Annotated in this window: 25 protein-coding genes; 5 read left to right on the top strand and 20 right to left on the bottom strand. The window is 45.4% G+C overall.

The window, feature by feature from the left end; all coding sequences use genetic code 11:
• Positions 1-246: 246 nt before the first annotated feature.
• The gene (gene rfbC / locus BGO59_RS04780; RefSeq protein ID WP_293681388.1) at positions 247-792 is read right to left on the bottom strand and encodes a dTDP-4-dehydrorhamnose 3,5-epimerase; all 546 of its coding nucleotides are present in this window, start codon (positions 790-792) and stop codon (positions 247-249) included.
• A 115-nt stretch (positions 793-907) separates the two neighbouring features.
• On the opposite strand from rfbC, the gene pyrF reads away from it, so the two are divergent.
• The 4 genes from pyrF to BGO59_RS04760 all read left to right on the top strand — a co-directional run bounded on the left by pyrF (position 908) and on the right by BGO59_RS04760 (position 4,177).
• The gene (gene pyrF, locus BGO59_RS04775; RefSeq protein WP_293681385.1) at positions 908-1,729 is read left to right on the top strand and encodes an orotidine-5'-phosphate decarboxylase; all 822 of its coding nucleotides are present in this window, start codon (positions 908-910) and stop codon (positions 1,727-1,729) included.
• A gap of 176 nt (positions 1,730-1,905) precedes the next feature.
• A complete protein-coding gene (locus tag BGO59_RS04770; protein ID WP_293681382.1) occupies positions 1,906-3,087 on the top strand; it encodes a site-specific integrase in 1,182 nt (393 codons plus the stop codon).
• An 11-nt stretch (positions 3,088-3,098) separates the two neighbouring features.
• The gene (locus tag BGO59_RS04765) at positions 3,099-3,518 is read left to right on the top strand and encodes a hypothetical protein (RefSeq protein WP_293681379.1); all 420 of its coding nucleotides are present in this window, start codon (positions 3,099-3,101) and stop codon (positions 3,516-3,518) included.
• Positions 3,519-3,658: 140 nt separating this feature from the next.
• Positions 3,659-4,177 (top strand): hypothetical protein, encoded by a 519-nt coding sequence (locus tag BGO59_RS04760; RefSeq protein ID WP_293681376.1) that lies wholly within the window; start codon positions 3,659-3,661, stop codon positions 4,175-4,177.
• 68 nt (positions 4,178-4,245) lie between these two features.
• Here BGO59_RS04760 and BGO59_RS04755 read toward each other — a convergent pair whose 3' ends face one another.
• The 17 genes from BGO59_RS04755 to BGO59_RS04675 all read right to left on the bottom strand — a co-directional run bounded on the left by BGO59_RS04755 (position 4,246) and on the right by BGO59_RS04675 (position 13,913).
• On the bottom strand, positions 4,246-4,476 hold the full coding sequence (locus tag BGO59_RS04755) for a hypothetical protein (RefSeq protein WP_293681373.1): 231 nt from the start codon (positions 4,474-4,476) through the stop codon (positions 4,246-4,248).
• Positions 4,477-4,497: 21 nt separating this feature from the next.
• Complete coding sequence (locus BGO59_RS04750; RefSeq protein WP_293681371.1) at positions 4,498-5,244, bottom strand: hypothetical protein; 747 nt, start codon at positions 5,242-5,244, stop codon at positions 4,498-4,500.
• A 182-nt stretch (positions 5,245-5,426) separates the two neighbouring features.
• Positions 5,427-6,686, bottom strand: a complete 1,260-nt coding sequence (locus BGO59_RS04745; RefSeq protein ID WP_293681368.1) for a hypothetical protein — start codon at positions 6,684-6,686, stop codon at positions 5,427-5,429.
• Complete coding sequence (locus BGO59_RS04740) at positions 6,676-7,308, bottom strand: hypothetical protein (protein ID WP_293681365.1); 633 nt, start codon at positions 7,306-7,308, stop codon at positions 6,676-6,678. The genes BGO59_RS04745 and BGO59_RS04740 overlap by 11 nt, the downstream gene beginning before the upstream one ends.
• Before the next feature lie 12 nt (positions 7,309-7,320).
• On the bottom strand, positions 7,321-7,908 hold the full coding sequence (locus BGO59_RS04735) for a hypothetical protein (RefSeq protein ID WP_293681362.1): 588 nt from the start codon (positions 7,906-7,908) through the stop codon (positions 7,321-7,323).
• 78 nt (positions 7,909-7,986) lie between these two features.
• Positions 7,987-8,442, bottom strand: coding sequence for a hypothetical protein (locus BGO59_RS04730; RefSeq protein WP_293681359.1), 456 nt, complete (start codon positions 8,440-8,442; stop codon positions 7,987-7,989).
• A gap of 26 nt (positions 8,443-8,468) precedes the next feature.
• On the bottom strand, positions 8,469-8,759 hold the full coding sequence (locus tag BGO59_RS04725) for a hypothetical protein (protein WP_293681356.1): 291 nt from the start codon (positions 8,757-8,759) through the stop codon (positions 8,469-8,471).
• A gap of 3 nt (positions 8,760-8,762) precedes the next feature.
• Entirely contained in the window at positions 8,763-9,359 is a 597-nt protein-coding gene (locus BGO59_RS04720) for a hypothetical protein (RefSeq protein ID WP_293681353.1), read from the bottom strand.
• A gap of 7 nt (positions 9,360-9,366) precedes the next feature.
• A complete protein-coding gene (locus BGO59_RS04715) occupies positions 9,367-10,086 on the bottom strand; it encodes a hypothetical protein (protein ID WP_293681350.1) in 720 nt (239 codons plus the stop codon).
• Positions 10,086-10,418, bottom strand: a complete 333-nt coding sequence (locus BGO59_RS04710) for a hypothetical protein (protein ID WP_293681347.1) — start codon at positions 10,416-10,418, stop codon at positions 10,086-10,088. The genes BGO59_RS04715 and BGO59_RS04710 overlap by 1 nt, the downstream gene beginning before the upstream one ends.
• A 38-nt stretch (positions 10,419-10,456) precedes the next feature.
• Entirely contained in the window at positions 10,457-10,996 is a 540-nt protein-coding gene (locus tag BGO59_RS04705) for a hypothetical protein (protein WP_293681344.1), read from the bottom strand.
• Positions 10,997-11,044: 48 nt separating this feature from the next.
• Positions 11,045-11,176 (bottom strand): hypothetical protein, encoded by a 132-nt coding sequence (locus tag BGO59_RS04700; RefSeq protein ID WP_293681341.1) that lies wholly within the window; start codon positions 11,174-11,176, stop codon positions 11,045-11,047.
• Positions 11,177-11,282: 106 nt separating this feature from the next.
• The gene (locus BGO59_RS04695) at positions 11,283-11,930 is read right to left on the bottom strand and encodes a hypothetical protein (RefSeq protein ID WP_293681338.1); all 648 of its coding nucleotides are present in this window, start codon (positions 11,928-11,930) and stop codon (positions 11,283-11,285) included.
• A 43-nt stretch (positions 11,931-11,973) separates the two neighbouring features.
• On the bottom strand, positions 11,974-12,330 hold the full coding sequence (locus BGO59_RS04690; RefSeq protein ID WP_293681335.1) for a hypothetical protein: 357 nt from the start codon (positions 12,328-12,330) through the stop codon (positions 11,974-11,976).
• Positions 12,317-12,766, bottom strand: coding sequence for a hypothetical protein (locus tag BGO59_RS04685; protein WP_080057274.1), 450 nt, complete (start codon positions 12,764-12,766; stop codon positions 12,317-12,319). Before BGO59_RS04685 ends, BGO59_RS04690 begins: the two co-directional genes overlap by 14 nt.
• 2 nt (positions 12,767-12,768) lie before the next feature.
• Positions 12,769-13,248 (bottom strand): LEA type 2 family protein, encoded by a 480-nt coding sequence (locus BGO59_RS04680; protein ID WP_293681332.1) that lies wholly within the window; start codon positions 13,246-13,248, stop codon positions 12,769-12,771.
• The gene (locus BGO59_RS04675) at positions 13,245-13,913 is read right to left on the bottom strand and encodes a hypothetical protein (RefSeq protein ID WP_293681329.1); all 669 of its coding nucleotides are present in this window, start codon (positions 13,911-13,913) and stop codon (positions 13,245-13,247) included. The genes BGO59_RS04680 and BGO59_RS04675 overlap by 4 nt, the downstream gene beginning before the upstream one ends.
• Before the next feature lie 110 nt (positions 13,914-14,023).
• On the opposite strand from BGO59_RS04675, the gene BGO59_RS04670 reads away from it, so the two are divergent.
• A complete protein-coding gene (locus BGO59_RS04670; RefSeq protein ID WP_080057271.1) occupies positions 14,024-14,248 on the top strand; it encodes a hypothetical protein in 225 nt (74 codons plus the stop codon).
• Between the two features lie 144 nt (positions 14,249-14,392).
• Here BGO59_RS04670 and BGO59_RS04665 read toward each other — a convergent pair whose 3' ends face one another.
• Together BGO59_RS04665 and BGO59_RS04660 are read right to left on the bottom strand one after the other, a co-directional pair.
• Positions 14,393-14,980, bottom strand: a complete 588-nt coding sequence (locus BGO59_RS04665) for a hypothetical protein (RefSeq protein ID WP_293681320.1) — start codon at positions 14,978-14,980, stop codon at positions 14,393-14,395.
• Between the two features lie 110 nt (positions 14,981-15,090).
• Positions 15,091-15,660, bottom strand: a complete 570-nt coding sequence (locus BGO59_RS04660) for a DoxX family membrane protein (RefSeq protein ID WP_293681317.1) — start codon at positions 15,658-15,660, stop codon at positions 15,091-15,093.
• Positions 15,661-15,991: the final 331 nt, after the last annotated feature.

Genomic DNA, 15,991 nt, shown 5'->3' with positions numbered 1-15,991 from the left:
GTTTAATACCCCCAAGGTATTATTTCTACAAAAGAATCGGTTGTGATTCTAGTAGAGACAATCTGGGAAACTGCAATCAAAATAACTTTGCTAATTGTAATAAACAAACCAACCCCTGATGAATCCTTCTCATCAGGGGTTGTAATTAATAAAGAGCCTTGTTATCAGTATATTTTTCCAGGATTGCCCTTGGGTTTTCCATGCATTAAGTTTAAACCGATTGGTATCAGAATAAACGATGGTCCATCAGACAACAGACTGGGGGAACACTTCACGTAGTAACTTTAACTCTTGGTCTTTTTCGGACACTATTGGATTTTTAATGCCCCAGTCAATATTCAGGTCGGGGTCGTTCCAGATAATACCAGATTCAGAAGCTTTGTTGTACACATTTGTACATTTATAACTGAATATACTATCTTCCAGTGCCACAAATCCATGCGCAAAACCTTCAGGAATATAGGCCATATTGGAAAGTTTGGCATCCAGCAGAAATGTTTCGTATTGGCCAAAGGTTGGCGAGTCGGGTCGTAGATCGACCGCAATATCCAGTACCTGTCCAGTAATGACTCGTACTAGTTTTCCCTGGGCAAAGGGTTCATTTTGCATATGCAATCCCCGCAAGACCCCTTTAACAGAAAACGACTGGTTGTCCTGTACAAACTCCATAGGCAGCCCCAGCGATGCAAATAGAGGTTTATTATAGGATTCGAAAAAATGACCACGTTCATCGTCAAAGATGCGTGGAATCAGTTCGATGAGACCCTCAATGGCCGTTTGGCGGACTTGCATGGTAGCAATTTGTTTCGTAGGCAATACGTTATCTTGCTGGCAAATTTATGAAACCGGCTCGGTAAGTTGTACTTTTGGGCAGAATCATTTTTAAATGGTTTTTTGTTGATTCAGCATGACGTACTCCGAATTAAGTAGCCAGATCCTTCAGAAACAGTCTTATCTCTGTGTTGGTCTAGATACCGATCTCCGAAAAATCCCCACTCACTTACTGGCCGAAAAAGACCCGGTTTTTGCATTTAATAAAGCAATCATCGACGCAACTGCTGCCTATACTGTAGCCTATAAACCTAATATAGCTTTTTATGAAGCGCAGGGGCCACGTGGATGGGAAAGCCTTCAGAAAACGTTGGACTATATTCCTGCCGATTGTTTTACAATTGCAGATGCCAAACGGGGAGATATTGGCAATACGTCAGATTTGTATGCCCGTACATTCTTTGAACCAACGGCGGCAGGATTATCGTTCGACTCGGTCACTGTGGCCCCCTATATGGGACATGATTCTGTAACGCCTTTTCTGGCTTATGAAGGGAAATGGGTCATTTTGCTGGCATTAACATCAAACCCTGGAAGTGCCGATTTTCAACGACAGGCTGTAGCTGACCAGGAGTTATTCGAAACCGTTATTGAGACGGCCCAAACATGGGCTGGGCCTGATAAGCTTATGTTTGTAGTAGGTGCCACCCAGGCTAAAGAACTGGGAAGAATCAGAACGTTAGCGCCAAAAAACTTTTTGCTGGTTCCGGGTGTAGGTGCACAAGGGGGCTCGCTGGCCGATGTGTCCAGATACGGACTCACTGCCGATGGCGGGCTATTGGTTAATGCCTCACGGAGTATACTATATGCTTCCACGGGGACTGACTTTGCCGAACAGGCTCGTGCGGAGGCTAAACGCCTGCAACAGGAAATGAAGAGTTACTTAGGGAGAATGTAAAACAGTACGGATTTGGGTTTCGTTAGCCAGCCTGATGTATTTGGTTTTCTGCTCACACATGCAGATAATTGTACATTATTTTCTATTTCGTATCTAAAAGGCTGTTTATTAACCATAAACAGTCTTTTTTTATGTATAGCCTTTTGAGCTTAACAAACCGATTAACAGTATCCTCCATGCAAGCCCCTGAAAAAGGAGAAAAACACAGTCCGCCGTACAGGCTGTGTAAGTTGTATCATTATGACTACAACCCCGGAAAAACATGGTTATTAGAGTTCTATCAGTGGAATGTTGTAGCCCAGCGTAAGGAGCGTAGATTCTTTTCTAAGTTCAACAACATTAAAGACCCTAAGAAACGATTAATTGAAGCCGAAAAATGGGAACGGTTTATCAATCAGCAGTTAGAGAACGGCGCAGTATATAATCCGAGCATTAAGAAAGCCGAGCCTGTAGAAACAACAGCCAAAAAGGAGCCCTCATTTATCAATGAGCTTGCCAATTATTTAGATTATCAAAAACCAGTATTAGCCGAAAATTCACATAAGGCATACAGAATGTTTGTCGATAAGTGGAAAGCCTATGCCAAAAGTGCGGGATTAGAGGATTTAAAAACAAAGGACTTAACCCCGGCAATCTGCAATGATTTTGTGCATTATCTGGTACGCCTGCCCATTAGTAATTCGAGCCGTAACAGTATGATAGCCCGGTTAAAGGTTGCTTGTAATTTCTTTGCGGAACCCGGACGCGAACGATACTCAGTAAGCCCGGCCCGGCATATAAAGGATTTCCCGTCAAGTTCAGAGATGCACGAGCCTTTTACCGACTTAGAAGCAGATCAGGTTTTTTCTGAGATAAGAAAGAGGCAAGATTGGCAACTGCTTCTATTTGTCTACTTCGTTCATTACACATTCGCCCGGCCTGGCCAAGAAGTCAGATTGTTACGGGTTAAGGATTTGCGGGATCGTTCGGTAGTGTATAGAGCTAAATACAATAAGACCGATATAACCAAAACACCGACGATTCCTAAACCGCTTGAGCAACTGATAGAACAGTTATCTATCCGTAATTATGACCCTGATTTCTATATTTTCGGCAAGGGTGGTAAACCGGGTTTAACAGTAATTAGTATGAGTGCTTTGTATAGTCGTCATGCTAGAATTCTGAGGGACTTAAAAATAGTTGGAAAGCATACCCTTTATAGCTGGAAGCATACCGGCAATATTAAACTATTTAGAGCCGATGTAAACCTGAAAGCTATACAGCAACAGAACGGACATAGTAACCTTAGAAGTACAGAAGTGTATTTGCGAAAGTTGGGAACGTTCATAGATAACGACATCTACGAGAAATTTAAGTAGTACCATTCACAATGAAGTATTTAACCACATCCCTAATTTTATTGATGGCCTTATCTGGCTGTAAGAAAAATGTAGACGTTGACCCTAGAGATAAGTATTTGGGGAGCTACGATTTAAAAGTAAAAATGACTTCTCCAGCAATATCACCAGAAAGTAACGATTTGTTGTTGATGACAAAAACGGATAAAGAGAATGGTGTTGCTTTATCGACATCAACAGGCAAGTTCACTGCAAAACTTACAAGTGATGGGAATTTTAAGTTAGATACCTATGTCTCGGATGAGAATAGAAACGGCTTTCCCTATCATGTTGAAGTTGATGGAGAAGGGGCTATTTCTGGCAATGACCTAGTTATGACACTAAGAACAACATTGCAGGAAGTGGGAAAAACAACTAAAACGGTCACAGCTTGCACTGGCAAAAGACGATAATTGTAATAACCTCTAATTAACTCAATCAAAAAGCCCGGCTGAATTGGACCGGGCTTTTATTGTTATGGGAGATATGAACTTTCTTTTGTTTCTTTGTTAAAACTTGTATCTAAACAAAATAATAAAAAATATTTAATACGATGGATTCCCTATTTATACCTGCTATAATTACGCTCTTAGGTAATATTCTATTTTATGTTGCAATCAAAGAAAAAATAGATAATTCTATAGAGCAATTTAAAATATCATACAGTGGGGTTTTTAAGGAGAAGATTGAGGTTCATAAAACACTTTTAAAGCTGATATACGATTTGAAAAGTAAAATACAGTATTATCAATATGCTGGGAATAATGATGAAATGAGTAATGAAATCTTTATGTTATTTAAGGGTTTTATTGATTATTATACTATAAATAAGCCATTTATAAAAGATGAGATATTGCACGGGTTAATAGCAATTAGAGAAGAATTGCAATCTTGCTTTGATGTTTTTTATACTCATAATACATTGCTCAAAATAGAACTCGATAAGGAGCAAAGGATAGATTTAGCTAATAAATTTTTTAAAGCTGGCGAAAAATTCAAAACAGATGAGCCTTTCAAGAGTATTGAGTCGAAAATTATTTCGGAAATGAAAAATGAATTGAGAATTAAATAGTATCAAATAAAAAAGCCCGGCCAATTGGACCGGGCTTTTTTATTGTAATTGTTCTGATTTTACTATTGTTACTGGTTTAGTTTGCCATAGTCAACTGGCAAACTTGATACGGCACTCGCTACCGTTCCGGCTGTGAGCAGATAACCGCCGATGGTGGCAATGATCGGCGCGACTGGCGCGGCTATTACGGCTCCACCGACAGCCGCTAACGTTAGCCCGATGGTACGGAGCGTCTTAAAGAATTTCGGCGTAGGAGCCGTAAGCCGTTGGCTTAACGTAATGTTGTCTTGACTAATCATTAGAGGAAAGTTTAAGTGAAACTAAGGAAGCAGAATTAGTAGGTTTCCGTCTGCATCATTGGAGTAGCGCGGCCTTTTGCGCTCTTCAATATAGAACACCACACAGGCCAGCAGTAAGCAGTATAGCGCGGCATGACGCCCAACTTTGCCCAGCGCAAACAGGATTAGCAGAATACCGCCAGCTACAAACAAATAATACTTTTCGGCATCGCGTAACGCCCGTAACGACATCGGGGCAATAAACCCACTATATAAACTTATATGGGTGCTGGTGGCATCCTTATCGTCTCCAACCAATAGAGCTGATGGCATCACGACGGTACGGCCTTCGATGGTAATTGGTAAATACGAATTGTGCCTATCTGCCGAACTGGTACGGTCATAAAACTTTATCCCTTGACTATCATAGGCCGTGTCACCTGTGCCGGTTACAGGGTGCGTATGGAACGTAATCGGCAAAGCCCCCGAATTAATGCAATCCGATAGTGCAGAGCTTAACGCGGCTTTGCTGGTTGCATAGGCTTTGCGCGGGTCGTCTAACAGGTTCGGTAGTTGTACCCATTTGGTAATCCTGAGCGTTCGGGCCTGAGCATCGGGATAGGTAAACAGAACGCCCCCGATTTCTGAGCTTTTGGGGTACGCCTTATGTAAGGATTTCAGAACAGCCGGGGTAATGGTAATCAGCAACGGAGCCGCTAAGACCAACGTTGGCCGGTTTTCGGTCGTTATCTGCCGGAATATCCCTGCCTTTTCTAAGTCTGCAATCATGCCTGTTTCCGAATTAAATTTGGTTGGAGCCGGTAAAATTTGCGATGTGGGTCACTGGCCAGCGTAGGAGCCGGGACAGATCGGCAGCTATCTGGGTAAAAAATAGCCTGGCTAACAAAATATTCTCCTGAATTAAGAAACAGCCAGAGCAACGCCCCGGCTGTTATCTGGTTCATGGAACACTACCGGACTAATCGAGCCAAACACAGGAGAGCCAGCAGTAAAAAACTTATGCCTATTGTCCGGTTACGTCGGATGTAGAACAACACGAACACGATGCCCGTAAAGATTAACAGTACCCAATCAATGGCCTGTATGCCGGTCGGTGCATTAGCTACGGCATCGGTACTACTGTCAATCATGGCCGGAACATCCCTAGCCAGATAGGGGATAGACTGAGCAAAAAATGAAGGGGTTAAACTATCGGCCCATTGTTGGGCAAACAGATCAATCATATACCCGTATAAATGGTCATGGTTGGTAAAAAGGCCATTCCACGCCGAACCGTTAAAATCCGGCCCTTTCCAAACGGCTGGAAAGGTTGCCATAAAATCTTGCTGTGCCTGTGCGGTTGGGATGTCATACAAAGAGCCTGGAACGGCGGTTAACTGTTCCTGTACCATCACAATCGGCAAACGGTCTACTTGCCAATGTTGCCGCACATAGCTAAAGAACTCGTTTAGTTCGCTTAGAAACGTTTCCCGGCTGGTTCCCCGGTCGTTATACCCATGCTCTACCAAGATGGCCCGAACCCCCGTTTTAGGCACGTAGTTGGTTAGTACCGTTTCTAAGGGGGCAAAGGGTTGTCGGCTTTGTGGCCCGGCATAGCCCGGTGGTTCGTGGGTAAGCGGTAAGCCGTGAATGACTTCTAAGTTCATCTTCAGGTTAGAACCGCCATAGGCACTCCCGTAAATCAATACCGGCACATTGAGCCGTTTTACCAGCAGATCGCCAAATTGACCCCAAGCATCAGGAGTGCCGTTCATTGGGCCAACCTTTCCGGTTAGCTTACCAAACTGGTAATTGCGGCTTGCCATATCATCGAGCAGGGTAATAACTCGTTCGTCGTTGGCCGGTAGTTGGTGGGTGGCATCATGGCCCCCGTCCATATAGCTGTGTCCGAATTTTATGAACACTTCGCCAACGCCTACCCGACTGATAACGGCCTGTTCACTACCCGCCGAAACGGTGAGTTTGTACCAGCCACCCGGAACCGATACGCTGTTAGCAAACGAACCATCGGCATTTACGGGAATAGTAGCCGCAATCGGAACGGCATAGGCTAACATCTGAACGTCGCCAACCGGCACAACTTCAAAGGTTGCTGTTACTTCGCTTGCTCCCGGAGCATTGCCTGTTATCGGAATTAAGGCACTGTTATCGGCATTGCGCTGGTAAACGCATTGCTCATAAGGGGCAGTTAGGGTTAGGTTAGTTGCCATGAGTTGCCAGCGTTGCCAGAACGAACAGGATGGAAAAGAACAAACCCAGCAGGAGCGCAAGCCGAACCGTTGGCCCGGCCTGTTTAAAATCGGCCCGAACGTCCTTTAGAATGTAGTCGGAAAGGAACGGAGACAATACGGAATAAGCTAGCCATGAACCGCCCAAAGTAATCGTAACGGCATAGAAAATAGACGTTACGGACTTGAGCGCAAAGGACAAAAAACCCTGTTCGACGATGGCACTGCAATAGTCCCCTAGTAAGTAGGTTAAGTATAAAAACAAGGCTTTACGGAGCAGATCAGTTAACCGATACCGGGTCTTTTTCTGCTTATCGGTTTCATCATCCTGCAATTGTTCAGGAGTCACTAAACCTAGCTCTTTCCGTAATTCTTGGGCCTGAGTCTCGGCATCATCGGCATAGCGGTAGAGCCGTTGTTTGTCATCATCGCTCAACGCCTTAACGGCCTGTTGGCGGTAGATTTGGGCCTGTTCTTCATACCCGGCAATCTGGTCTAGTTTCTCTTCCCGTTCGCGTTCTGCCTGTTGGGTTTTCTCTAAGGCAAGCCGGGCTAATTCGGCCTTTAACTCGGCTTCTTTATCTTCGATTTCGTAGGTTCTCATGGTGAAAGGTGGTTAAACGTTGGAAGGCACTAACCGCCGTATCTGGCTCTTTACATCGGCTATGGTGATTAGCCCGTCGCGGTTAGTATCGAGTGTTTTATTATAGCGGTATCGCCTACGGTCTAAAGCCGTTGGCCCGTCAGCGCGGTACAATACTTGCCGGTCTGGTTTACCCAGATAAGCCGGTGCGAATACCACGATATAGCAGTCGTAAACGCTGTGCATTTGCCCGGCATAGGGGGCAAAATATCGCTCTACCCAAACAAGCTGTTCGATGGCATCCATCCGGCCTAATTTGGGTACGGTCGTGTCTAAACGTCGGATACCGTATTTGGTAAACTGGATCAGACCAACGGCCCCGGAATAGGGATTTTTGATGTTAGCCCGAAACGTTCCCGCCGTTTCAAAGCACATCACAACCATCAGCCATTCGGGTTTAACCTGCAATCGTCCGGCTATTTCCGTTACCTGAGCGACAAACGCGGCCCGGTAGGGAGCCGGTACTCTATCGGCATAGAGCAAGCCGTTAGGGGCATTGGTTGGTGGATGGGCAAATAGGAGGGTAGGTACTGCCAACAGTACAAATAGAAACCGTTTCATAAAAAGAGGAAGGTTGAACAGAAAAAAGGCCGGGACGGTGGCCCCGGCCTGTGAAGGACTACGTGAGGACTGAACGACTTACGCGCCTATCATCTCAACCGGAACATAATGAACGGTTTCGATGCAGATGTTTAATGGGAAAGAGGTATTCGTTGCTTTCAGGTCGATATATTCTTTAATGCCTACGTTTTGGCTTCGAATACGTTCAGTGTTCATTGTCTGGCCTGCGGTCGTAGTGATTTGAAGGTTCTGCAAGGAACCGGCCAAATTTGGAACATCTAACGACACCCGGCCATACAGATAATCTACTATAGGCCATTCCGACAATGATGGCTGTGTACTTATCAAACCGGAAGCTTGTAAAACTTTTTGCTGGTCTCGTTCCGATTGCCTTCGGACTGCACATTGGTTGCCAGCATTTGAGTTCATAACGCAAATATAGGCTTCGTCACCCTCTACAAGTATCGTCTTGATACTTGCATCAGTTAGGGAAATAGTTTGAAACTGAGAGCGTTTTACAAATCCTTTATTCATTGCTTTGAGGAGTGTTTTAGGTGAGACTATGAATTATTTTCAACGAGCAATACAGCCGATTGCCCGAACCCCATTGCAAACGAAACATTGACCGCCCCGTTTGCCGTTGACAACGATTTACTTGCCCCCGGTGTCAGGCTGTAAAGACTGTTTAGAACGGCCATTTTTTCAAGATAGGGCAATGAGTTTAGCGCCGTATCAGTTGCTTCGTCGGTAATGAAAATATTGCCCGATGATGCGTTGATGATTGTTGTTTTGTCTCCGACTTTGGGGGTTACAGATTGTGCTTCGGATAGCACTTTGAACGTTTTTGCCATTGGTTATGAACGGTTAAAAAAGAGGAAAGAGAAAACGACTAGAGCCAGAATAGGCAGGACTTTGTTTTCAGGACTTACGCCCGAATCGACCGTAAGAGGAACCCGGTTTCTGATTACCTGTTTGATTTCCCAAATGGTAATGTTCCCGTCTCCATTCGTGTCTAAGGCTTTATTTAGCTCATACCGACGTTTGCCAATGTCGGTGGTTGCCGATTTTGTATAGACGATAGTTGCGTCTGGCTTGCCCAGATAGGCCGGGGCAAACACCGCTAGGTATACATCATAGACGGTCGCAAACTTCGACTTGTAGGGCGTTAAATACTTCTCTACATAGTCCAATTGTTGCACGGCGGTCATGGCCTTCAATTGCGCCAGCGTTACCCCTAAACCACTGATGCCGCTTTCGGTAAACTGGATTAGACCAACGGCCCCCGAACCCGAATTGGTTACGGTTGATGTGAACTTACCTGCACTCTCAAAGTCCATCACGATCATCAGCCAATCGGGATTAATTCCCAGTCTTGAGCAGATCGCCTTAACCTTTTCGACAAATGCCGCCCGGTAAGAAGCCGGTACTTTGCTTTCATATGCCAGTGCCATAAGTGGGTTATTTAATCGAGACGGCGGTTTTAACTATCCAGTGATACGAGGTAACTAAACCGCCTAATGAGGTTTCGGCATAGCGAACAAAGGTGTTTCGGTTGCCTTTGTTGGGTACATCGGGAATGACTTTTTCCGAGACGTATTTACCAAGTACCTGTCCTTTCTTAGCCTGAATGTTTCGGCCTAAGAAGTCGGTTTCTACACCGTAGGGAGCCTTATCAATTCGGATGTTGGCCGTAGTGGTAGCCGTTACCATTTTGCCAGTTGCCGTGGTTGCAGGCTGGGTAGTGGTCGTGCCAGATGTTGTTCCGGTGCTGGTTCCCCCGGTGGTCGTGGTGGCCTTCGTTCCGTTGATGATTGCCCATAATTGGGCCAAATCTTCCCGGCTTAACTCGTTCGTTAGATCGCTGGTCAGATCGTCACCGTACAAAGCCCGGTATGCCTGTGACACATCGGCAAAGCTTTTGATTTGTCCCGCCGTTGCCAGAATGGACGCGGTATCTGTTCCGTCGAAACTCATGAGCCAACCCGAACCGCTTGGGTTCATGGCTTGCCGGAATTGGATAGCCTGTTGGGTAGACAGATCAGACCCGGCATTCTCCGAGTACACCTGTGTTTTGCTCTTATCCCAGCCGCGTTTTATCTGCCAGAACAGATAAAGCAGGAGCACCCAGAACAGCACTTTGTTAACGTCGATTTGCGATTTGAACGAGTTGGTTTCCATTACTTTTTGAACGGGTTAAACGATTGCTTGACAGCGTTGCCGATGTCGGGGAAAGCATTGAAGAAGTCCAGAACCCCAACGCCCCCTTTTGCCTGTTTCTCCTGCAAGGATTTCAGAGCGCGTAGGTTGTTTTCGGTCAGAACGGCCTTAATCATAGTCGGATCTTCTTCAATCATATCCGCCAGATTTTCAATTACTTCGATGGCTTTTACTGAACCTTCGCCCGGTGCATCTGGATTGTTGAAGGATTTCTCTAAGGCTTTATAGAGCCGCTTTAATTGGCTCAATACATATTCCTGGGTAAGTTCGATTTGCTTCGTGGTCTGTTCCATTTTTGAGGTTATAAAAGGCTTGTAGGGCTTTGGCTAGATCAGTCACCAAAGACACTTGAGCCGGTGAATACTTTCTTGATTTCGCCAACCTTTTGCACCGTGTCGGCTGCATTTTTTGCGGTCTGGAAAATGTCGGGTGTACCGTCTCCGTCTGCATCTTCTTTAAGGTATTGTTCGATTTTTCGAACCGTTTCCTTTAGTTCCCGAACCTCATTGGTTAGCTGTTCGAGCATAAAGTCTTTACGGGCTTGTGTTTCAATTTCCCGCTTTACGTGGTCAGGAATACCGTAAGCATTGGTAGATGGAGCCTGAAACGAATTTTGTTGCATAGCCGGGCTGTTTTGGCCTTTAGTGAAGGTGGTTTCAAATGCCCCGTTGTACTTATCGGGCTTGTCTGCGGCCTTTAGCTTGTATGTGCCAGCCGGAAGGAAGGTTAAGGCCGTTTGAAAGTCTGCAATCGACTGTTCTAAATTGTCGTTTGCGGCATACTCGCCAACCTTAGCCGAACCGTTCATTATCCGCCAAAATGGGGTTTTGTAATGGCGTAAGTAGCTGATTGCATCCTGTGTATTGTCCATCGGCTTAGAGATTTAGCCCGGCCCCGATAACAGAGCCGGGCTAATGACTTACTTAGAGTGCTTCTTTACGAGAGCATCCTTTTTCTTTTTGTTTTTATCATACTCCGCTTTTTTAGCGTCGTAGTTTTCCCAGCTTGAAAGAGGAGCCGATTTTTTGGGCTTACGCGGTGCTTTTGCCATTGCTTTAAGAGAGGTTAAAAAGTGAATGAGGTTGATGTATGGCCGGGTCTTATTGATATTGCCCGGCTCCGTTGGTGGGCCTTATTGACGTTGCCCTTGTTGGTTCTTACCGATAAGAGCGTTTACGCTTTTTGCCCATGCCCAGCGCGGGGGCAATGATTGGATTCCAAAGCAGGAGCAGAGCCAGAATAACCACTACCCACCAGTAGTTCGATAGGAAGGTCGTTATCTGTTCGCCAATCGTTGCGGCTTGGTAGGTCACGGTTCCGCCCGTATCGGTCGAGCCACCCGAACCCGATGAACCCGAGCCAGACGAACCACTACCCGAGCCAGACGAACCACTACCCGAACCCGACGAGCCACTACCTGAACCCGACGAACCCGACGCCCCCCAAGTTGTCGTAATGGTATCTTTAGGATAGCCCGACGCCCAGCCCGTTGTACGGTCGTAGCCTGTAACCATCTGGAAACCATCGCCCAGACTGGCAACCGGGAAACGGCTGTCTAAATTGGTGGTGTTACCGGCACTCAGTTTGAGAGCTGCTTTAATATCGGCATCGGCCCCGTCTTCAAACTGGTTTGCCAAAGCCTGAGCATAGCCCATGTTCAGGAGCCATTGCCGCGTTTTAACGAGCATAACCCCGCCACCATCGCAACCGATCACATACTTTCGTCCGGTTGTCGTCAGAACCGCTTCATAAAAGGGTAAACTAGCGGTCTGTTGCCCCATCTGGGAAATCTTTACATCTGCCATTGTAGTTGTTGTTTACTGGTAAAAAAGAGGAAAGAGAAAGTGATTAAATAACCCGATTGACGAAGTTGACCGGGTTAAGTGATTTCCAACCCAGATACGGCAGGAAGTCCGTAACATAGGCTAGTCCGGTGCCTATTTGCTGATACGGGAACCGGCTATCATAAAAGGTCTGCGAACCCGTGAAGCCAAGTGCTGAAACGATTTCTGCGTTTAGGGAGCGTTCGAGCGTATCGGCATAAATGGACGAAATGCCAAGACTTCGGATAACTGCCGGGCCAGCAAACTCTACCTGATTGGCGTAGTTTACGATAGCCGCGAATTTGCGTCCATTCAATGCGATTTCGTAGATAGGTCGGTTGGCCCGTACCTGCCCAATCTGAGCAATTCTAACGTTTGCCATTTTTAGATTTTGGTTTAAAAAAGAGGAAGTAAAAGAGCAGGACAACGACCCCGAAAACGATAATCAACGTGGTTGGGCTGGTAAAGTCGATGTTAAAAACGCGGTTGCTGGTATCGGGTGCGTTGTCAGTGTTGGTGGTATCGGTCGAACTGCTACCGGCCAGATTGCCCAGCGTAGGGTAGGTGCTGGAAAGCTGTTGTTTGCCGATAATGCCGTTTTTCGACAGTACACCAATCTCGGTATTGATAAAGCCTAAGATCGTGTTGACCGTGTTGATGAGCTTAGAATTGCCCGTCTGTTGCGCGGTCGTTTTGCTTTGCGTAATCGTGGCTTTATCCGAATCACTTAACGCCTTGTCCGGGTCAATACCCATGTCGAGCAGGTACGCCCGTATGTCTGCATCGGAAATGCCTGAAAGGTCTACTTCTTCATTCATCGTTAGAAAATTTTGGTGAAGTTTTTCAGCAAGTCGCTTTGCAGGTCAAAGGACTGTTTTACCGGGAATTGGAATAGTTCGGCATACACGAGCCCGTCTAAGGTCAGGTTAACTTTTCCGGCCTGTAACGACGCCCAGACTGAACTAGCTGCGCTGATGGTGTCCAGCAGACCGATGGTAACACTAACAGGCATTACCGTTACGGCTTTTGGTGCGGTTGTGATTGCCTGAGTGACCAACGCCCGGCCAATCACTTTGCCCGAACTCAGCACATCGAAATCCGCCGATTTGATACGGATAGAACCGCTTGAGTTGTTGGTTATCCGAACCGGCAAAATGAACGTCAACGCCCCCGATTGTACGGAAATCTGTTGGGGTACTCCCAAGTCAAAAATGAGCCGTTGGGCTGTGTTGACCTTGTAAAGAATCCATAGGACTAGTAAAGCGATAGCCGCTATGAGTATGAAACCTTTCTTATTCATCGCTTACGACGGTTACGTTTTTTGAGGTAGACGAACAGCAGGAACAGGAGCGCGAAACCAGCCAGCCAGTAATAGACTGCGTTGGGGTTTGGTGCTTCGTTTTTCGGCCCGGTTCCGGTCGTAGATGGAGCCGCTTGGAGTTCTTTTAGGAGTCCTGACCGTATTTGCCCGATTTGGTTTAGGTCTGCCGTATAGTCACGAATTAGCGTCTGAACCTGTAGCAGTTGAACGGCTTGCGCGGTTTGCTGTTGACCGACAAAGTAATTGACCACTTGCCCCACTACCGGGACTGCCGAAACAGCCACCGTAAACGTTTTTAGCAGGGCATCATAAGTAGGGTCGCCCGAATCCTTTAGGTTATTCAGCAATTGGTTAACCCGCCCTTTGATGAAGGAAACCCGGTTGTCAATAGCCGTAATTCGGTCGGTTAACCACTGGGTTCGTTCGGCTTGTGTTGTGCCGCTATAAGCCACTTTTACGGCTTGTATGGTAGAGCTAGATGCTTTGTTGATTGCATCCAGTCCGGGCCAAAACGGCATTTCTTCGAGCCATTTATTATTGCCTACTGGGTTGAAAATATTCCCGTTAAAGTTTGGCACCCCACTATCGGCCTTTGGGTCGAAGTATTCCGCTACGCCAGCATAAACCGTGTTAATATCTGCCATTACTAACCTTGCTGTTTTGAACGGCACAAGATTAGTATTGATTTTGCTATTGATTTAGGTATAACTAACTTAGTCGGGCAATTCGCCCGAAAACCCTAGTTAGTACGAGTATGAGCGAGAAAACTGGAGTTAAGACACAAGCCAAATTTTGCAAACAGGATTTTTTGACGATGTACGACGGGGTTTCTATCGAGGTGTTTGAGTCGTGGATTGAGGAGATAAAGCAGGAGATTGGATGGAAAGCGAAAGGCAAACAGGTATTTCCGCCCAGAGTCGCCCGGCGAATCATCGAACACATAGGCCAACCGATAAGCCTGAAAGTGTTGAATCAATAATATTCTTAAAATACAAACGGTGGCTCATTTGGCCACCGTTTGTATTTTGTATAATTTCCAGACGGGTTTTATAACTACACTTATGTAAAGGGAATAAAATGAGAAGCTAGTCAAGATTTATAATCACTGCTTGTTGTTAGAATACTATTGTCGAACTAAGTCTATTCGTTCAACTCCTCGGTTTAAGCCTCGCCAAATCATCTTTGGTTGTCCTGAGACTACTTCTAAAGAAAAATTGTCTCCAACTAAACCAACATTTTGCAGGAAATTTTCCTCTGGTTCCGTAATGTGCCAGCCATCCGGAAAATGATATTGAAATAGAAAGAAGGTTTGAGGCCCTTTTTTTGAGACAATCCACTCTGCATTGGCTAACATATCGAAGGAAATAGGATAGGTTTTGCCACCATAGCTTATCGTTCCATCATATTCACCACGTCGAGTATCAACAGGCGAGCTACGAGGGACCTTCGCAGGTATAATTGTTAAGGTTGCTAAGTTTTGGAAGGTAGTATCCTTGGTTATCTTAAGTTCACGCTGACCATGCTCATTTTTATATTTAACCTGAACTTGGCGTAGATTCCACTGACCCACAATTTGAGGAGCCAATTCTTGCATTAGTTGACGACTAGCCTGATCATAATCAACCTTAACTGGTGCTACCGGCTCGTTGGGTGAACATCGCCAGTTCAATAGGTTAAGAAGAGCAAAAAGGACAAGAATGTTAATTTTCATGATGGTTGAGCTGTTTTGTAGTAGAGACTCTAAGTTATCAGGAAAGGTTGCCGCTATTGTTGTATAAGTGCGTTTATGTTAATCAGCTGCTCATTTTAACTACCCGAAAATCACTTTCCCCAAAGACCAGTATAAAACAAAATAGCATTTGGAATAGCCCCTAGCACTTCCAGACAAATTGCCGCTACGGGTAGAGTTAAGTACACCCAATAAGGGTAAGTTATTGTAGACCTTTTTTCTGATACGCTCTGCAAGGCAGGTAGTACTTTATCTCTTGACTGATAGAGTATTAATCCCGTTAGCAGTAGATAAAAAGATAAACGAAAGGTAAAAGCGGTAGTCATTCCTTCCATAAAGGTCATATCCCACATTAAGATGTTAAGCCAAATGGGAATGGAAGCAAAAGCGCCAATGATAAGTGTCCGGTTGAAAATCAATAGTAAAGCCACGCTGATTTGGGATACACCAATAAAAGCTTTGAAGGGTTGATGGTCTGCCAAATACCAAGAGAGCCGAAACAAACCAATCTCTTTTAGGGGTAAGTTCATGGTCTTCTGATCTACTCCAAACTGATTACCGGTCAGTTTTGCCCACCCGTAGTTGAACAAGGTATAAGCTAATAATACCCTAGCGGCCAAGAGCAAGTAGGGCCAATACTGATCTTTGGGTAGGAATTTCATACTTTAAATCTGTTATATAATCTATTATATGTAAAGCTAGCTAAAAAGTTGTCGAAAAGTCCTACCCGAAAAATGGCCGAATGGTCGTAAAGACCTTAGAAAGTCCTCAAAAAGTTGTCGAATAGTTGTACCCGTCTCCCTTTACAGATCGCCCGGCATTGGCCGGATTACTCCATTTATAGAATATTTGGACATAGACATTTGGACACGGACACGGACAATATTTATATATAAGGCCTTTTTGTCTGTCTGTCCAAAATATTATTCTGCCAATAGGTCTGATATTGCTGATTGTGTGGAACATTATTCTGTTTTGAGCCTGTTTTTGTGG

It is taken from the genome of Spirosoma sp. 48-14 (assembly GCF_001898575.1).
In the GTDB taxonomy this organism is placed as follows: Bacteria; Bacteroidota; Bacteroidia; order Cytophagales; family Spirosomataceae; genus Spirosoma.
Note: the sequence above shows the minus strand (reverse complement) of the source record. Positions and strands in the feature narration are given on the sequence as shown.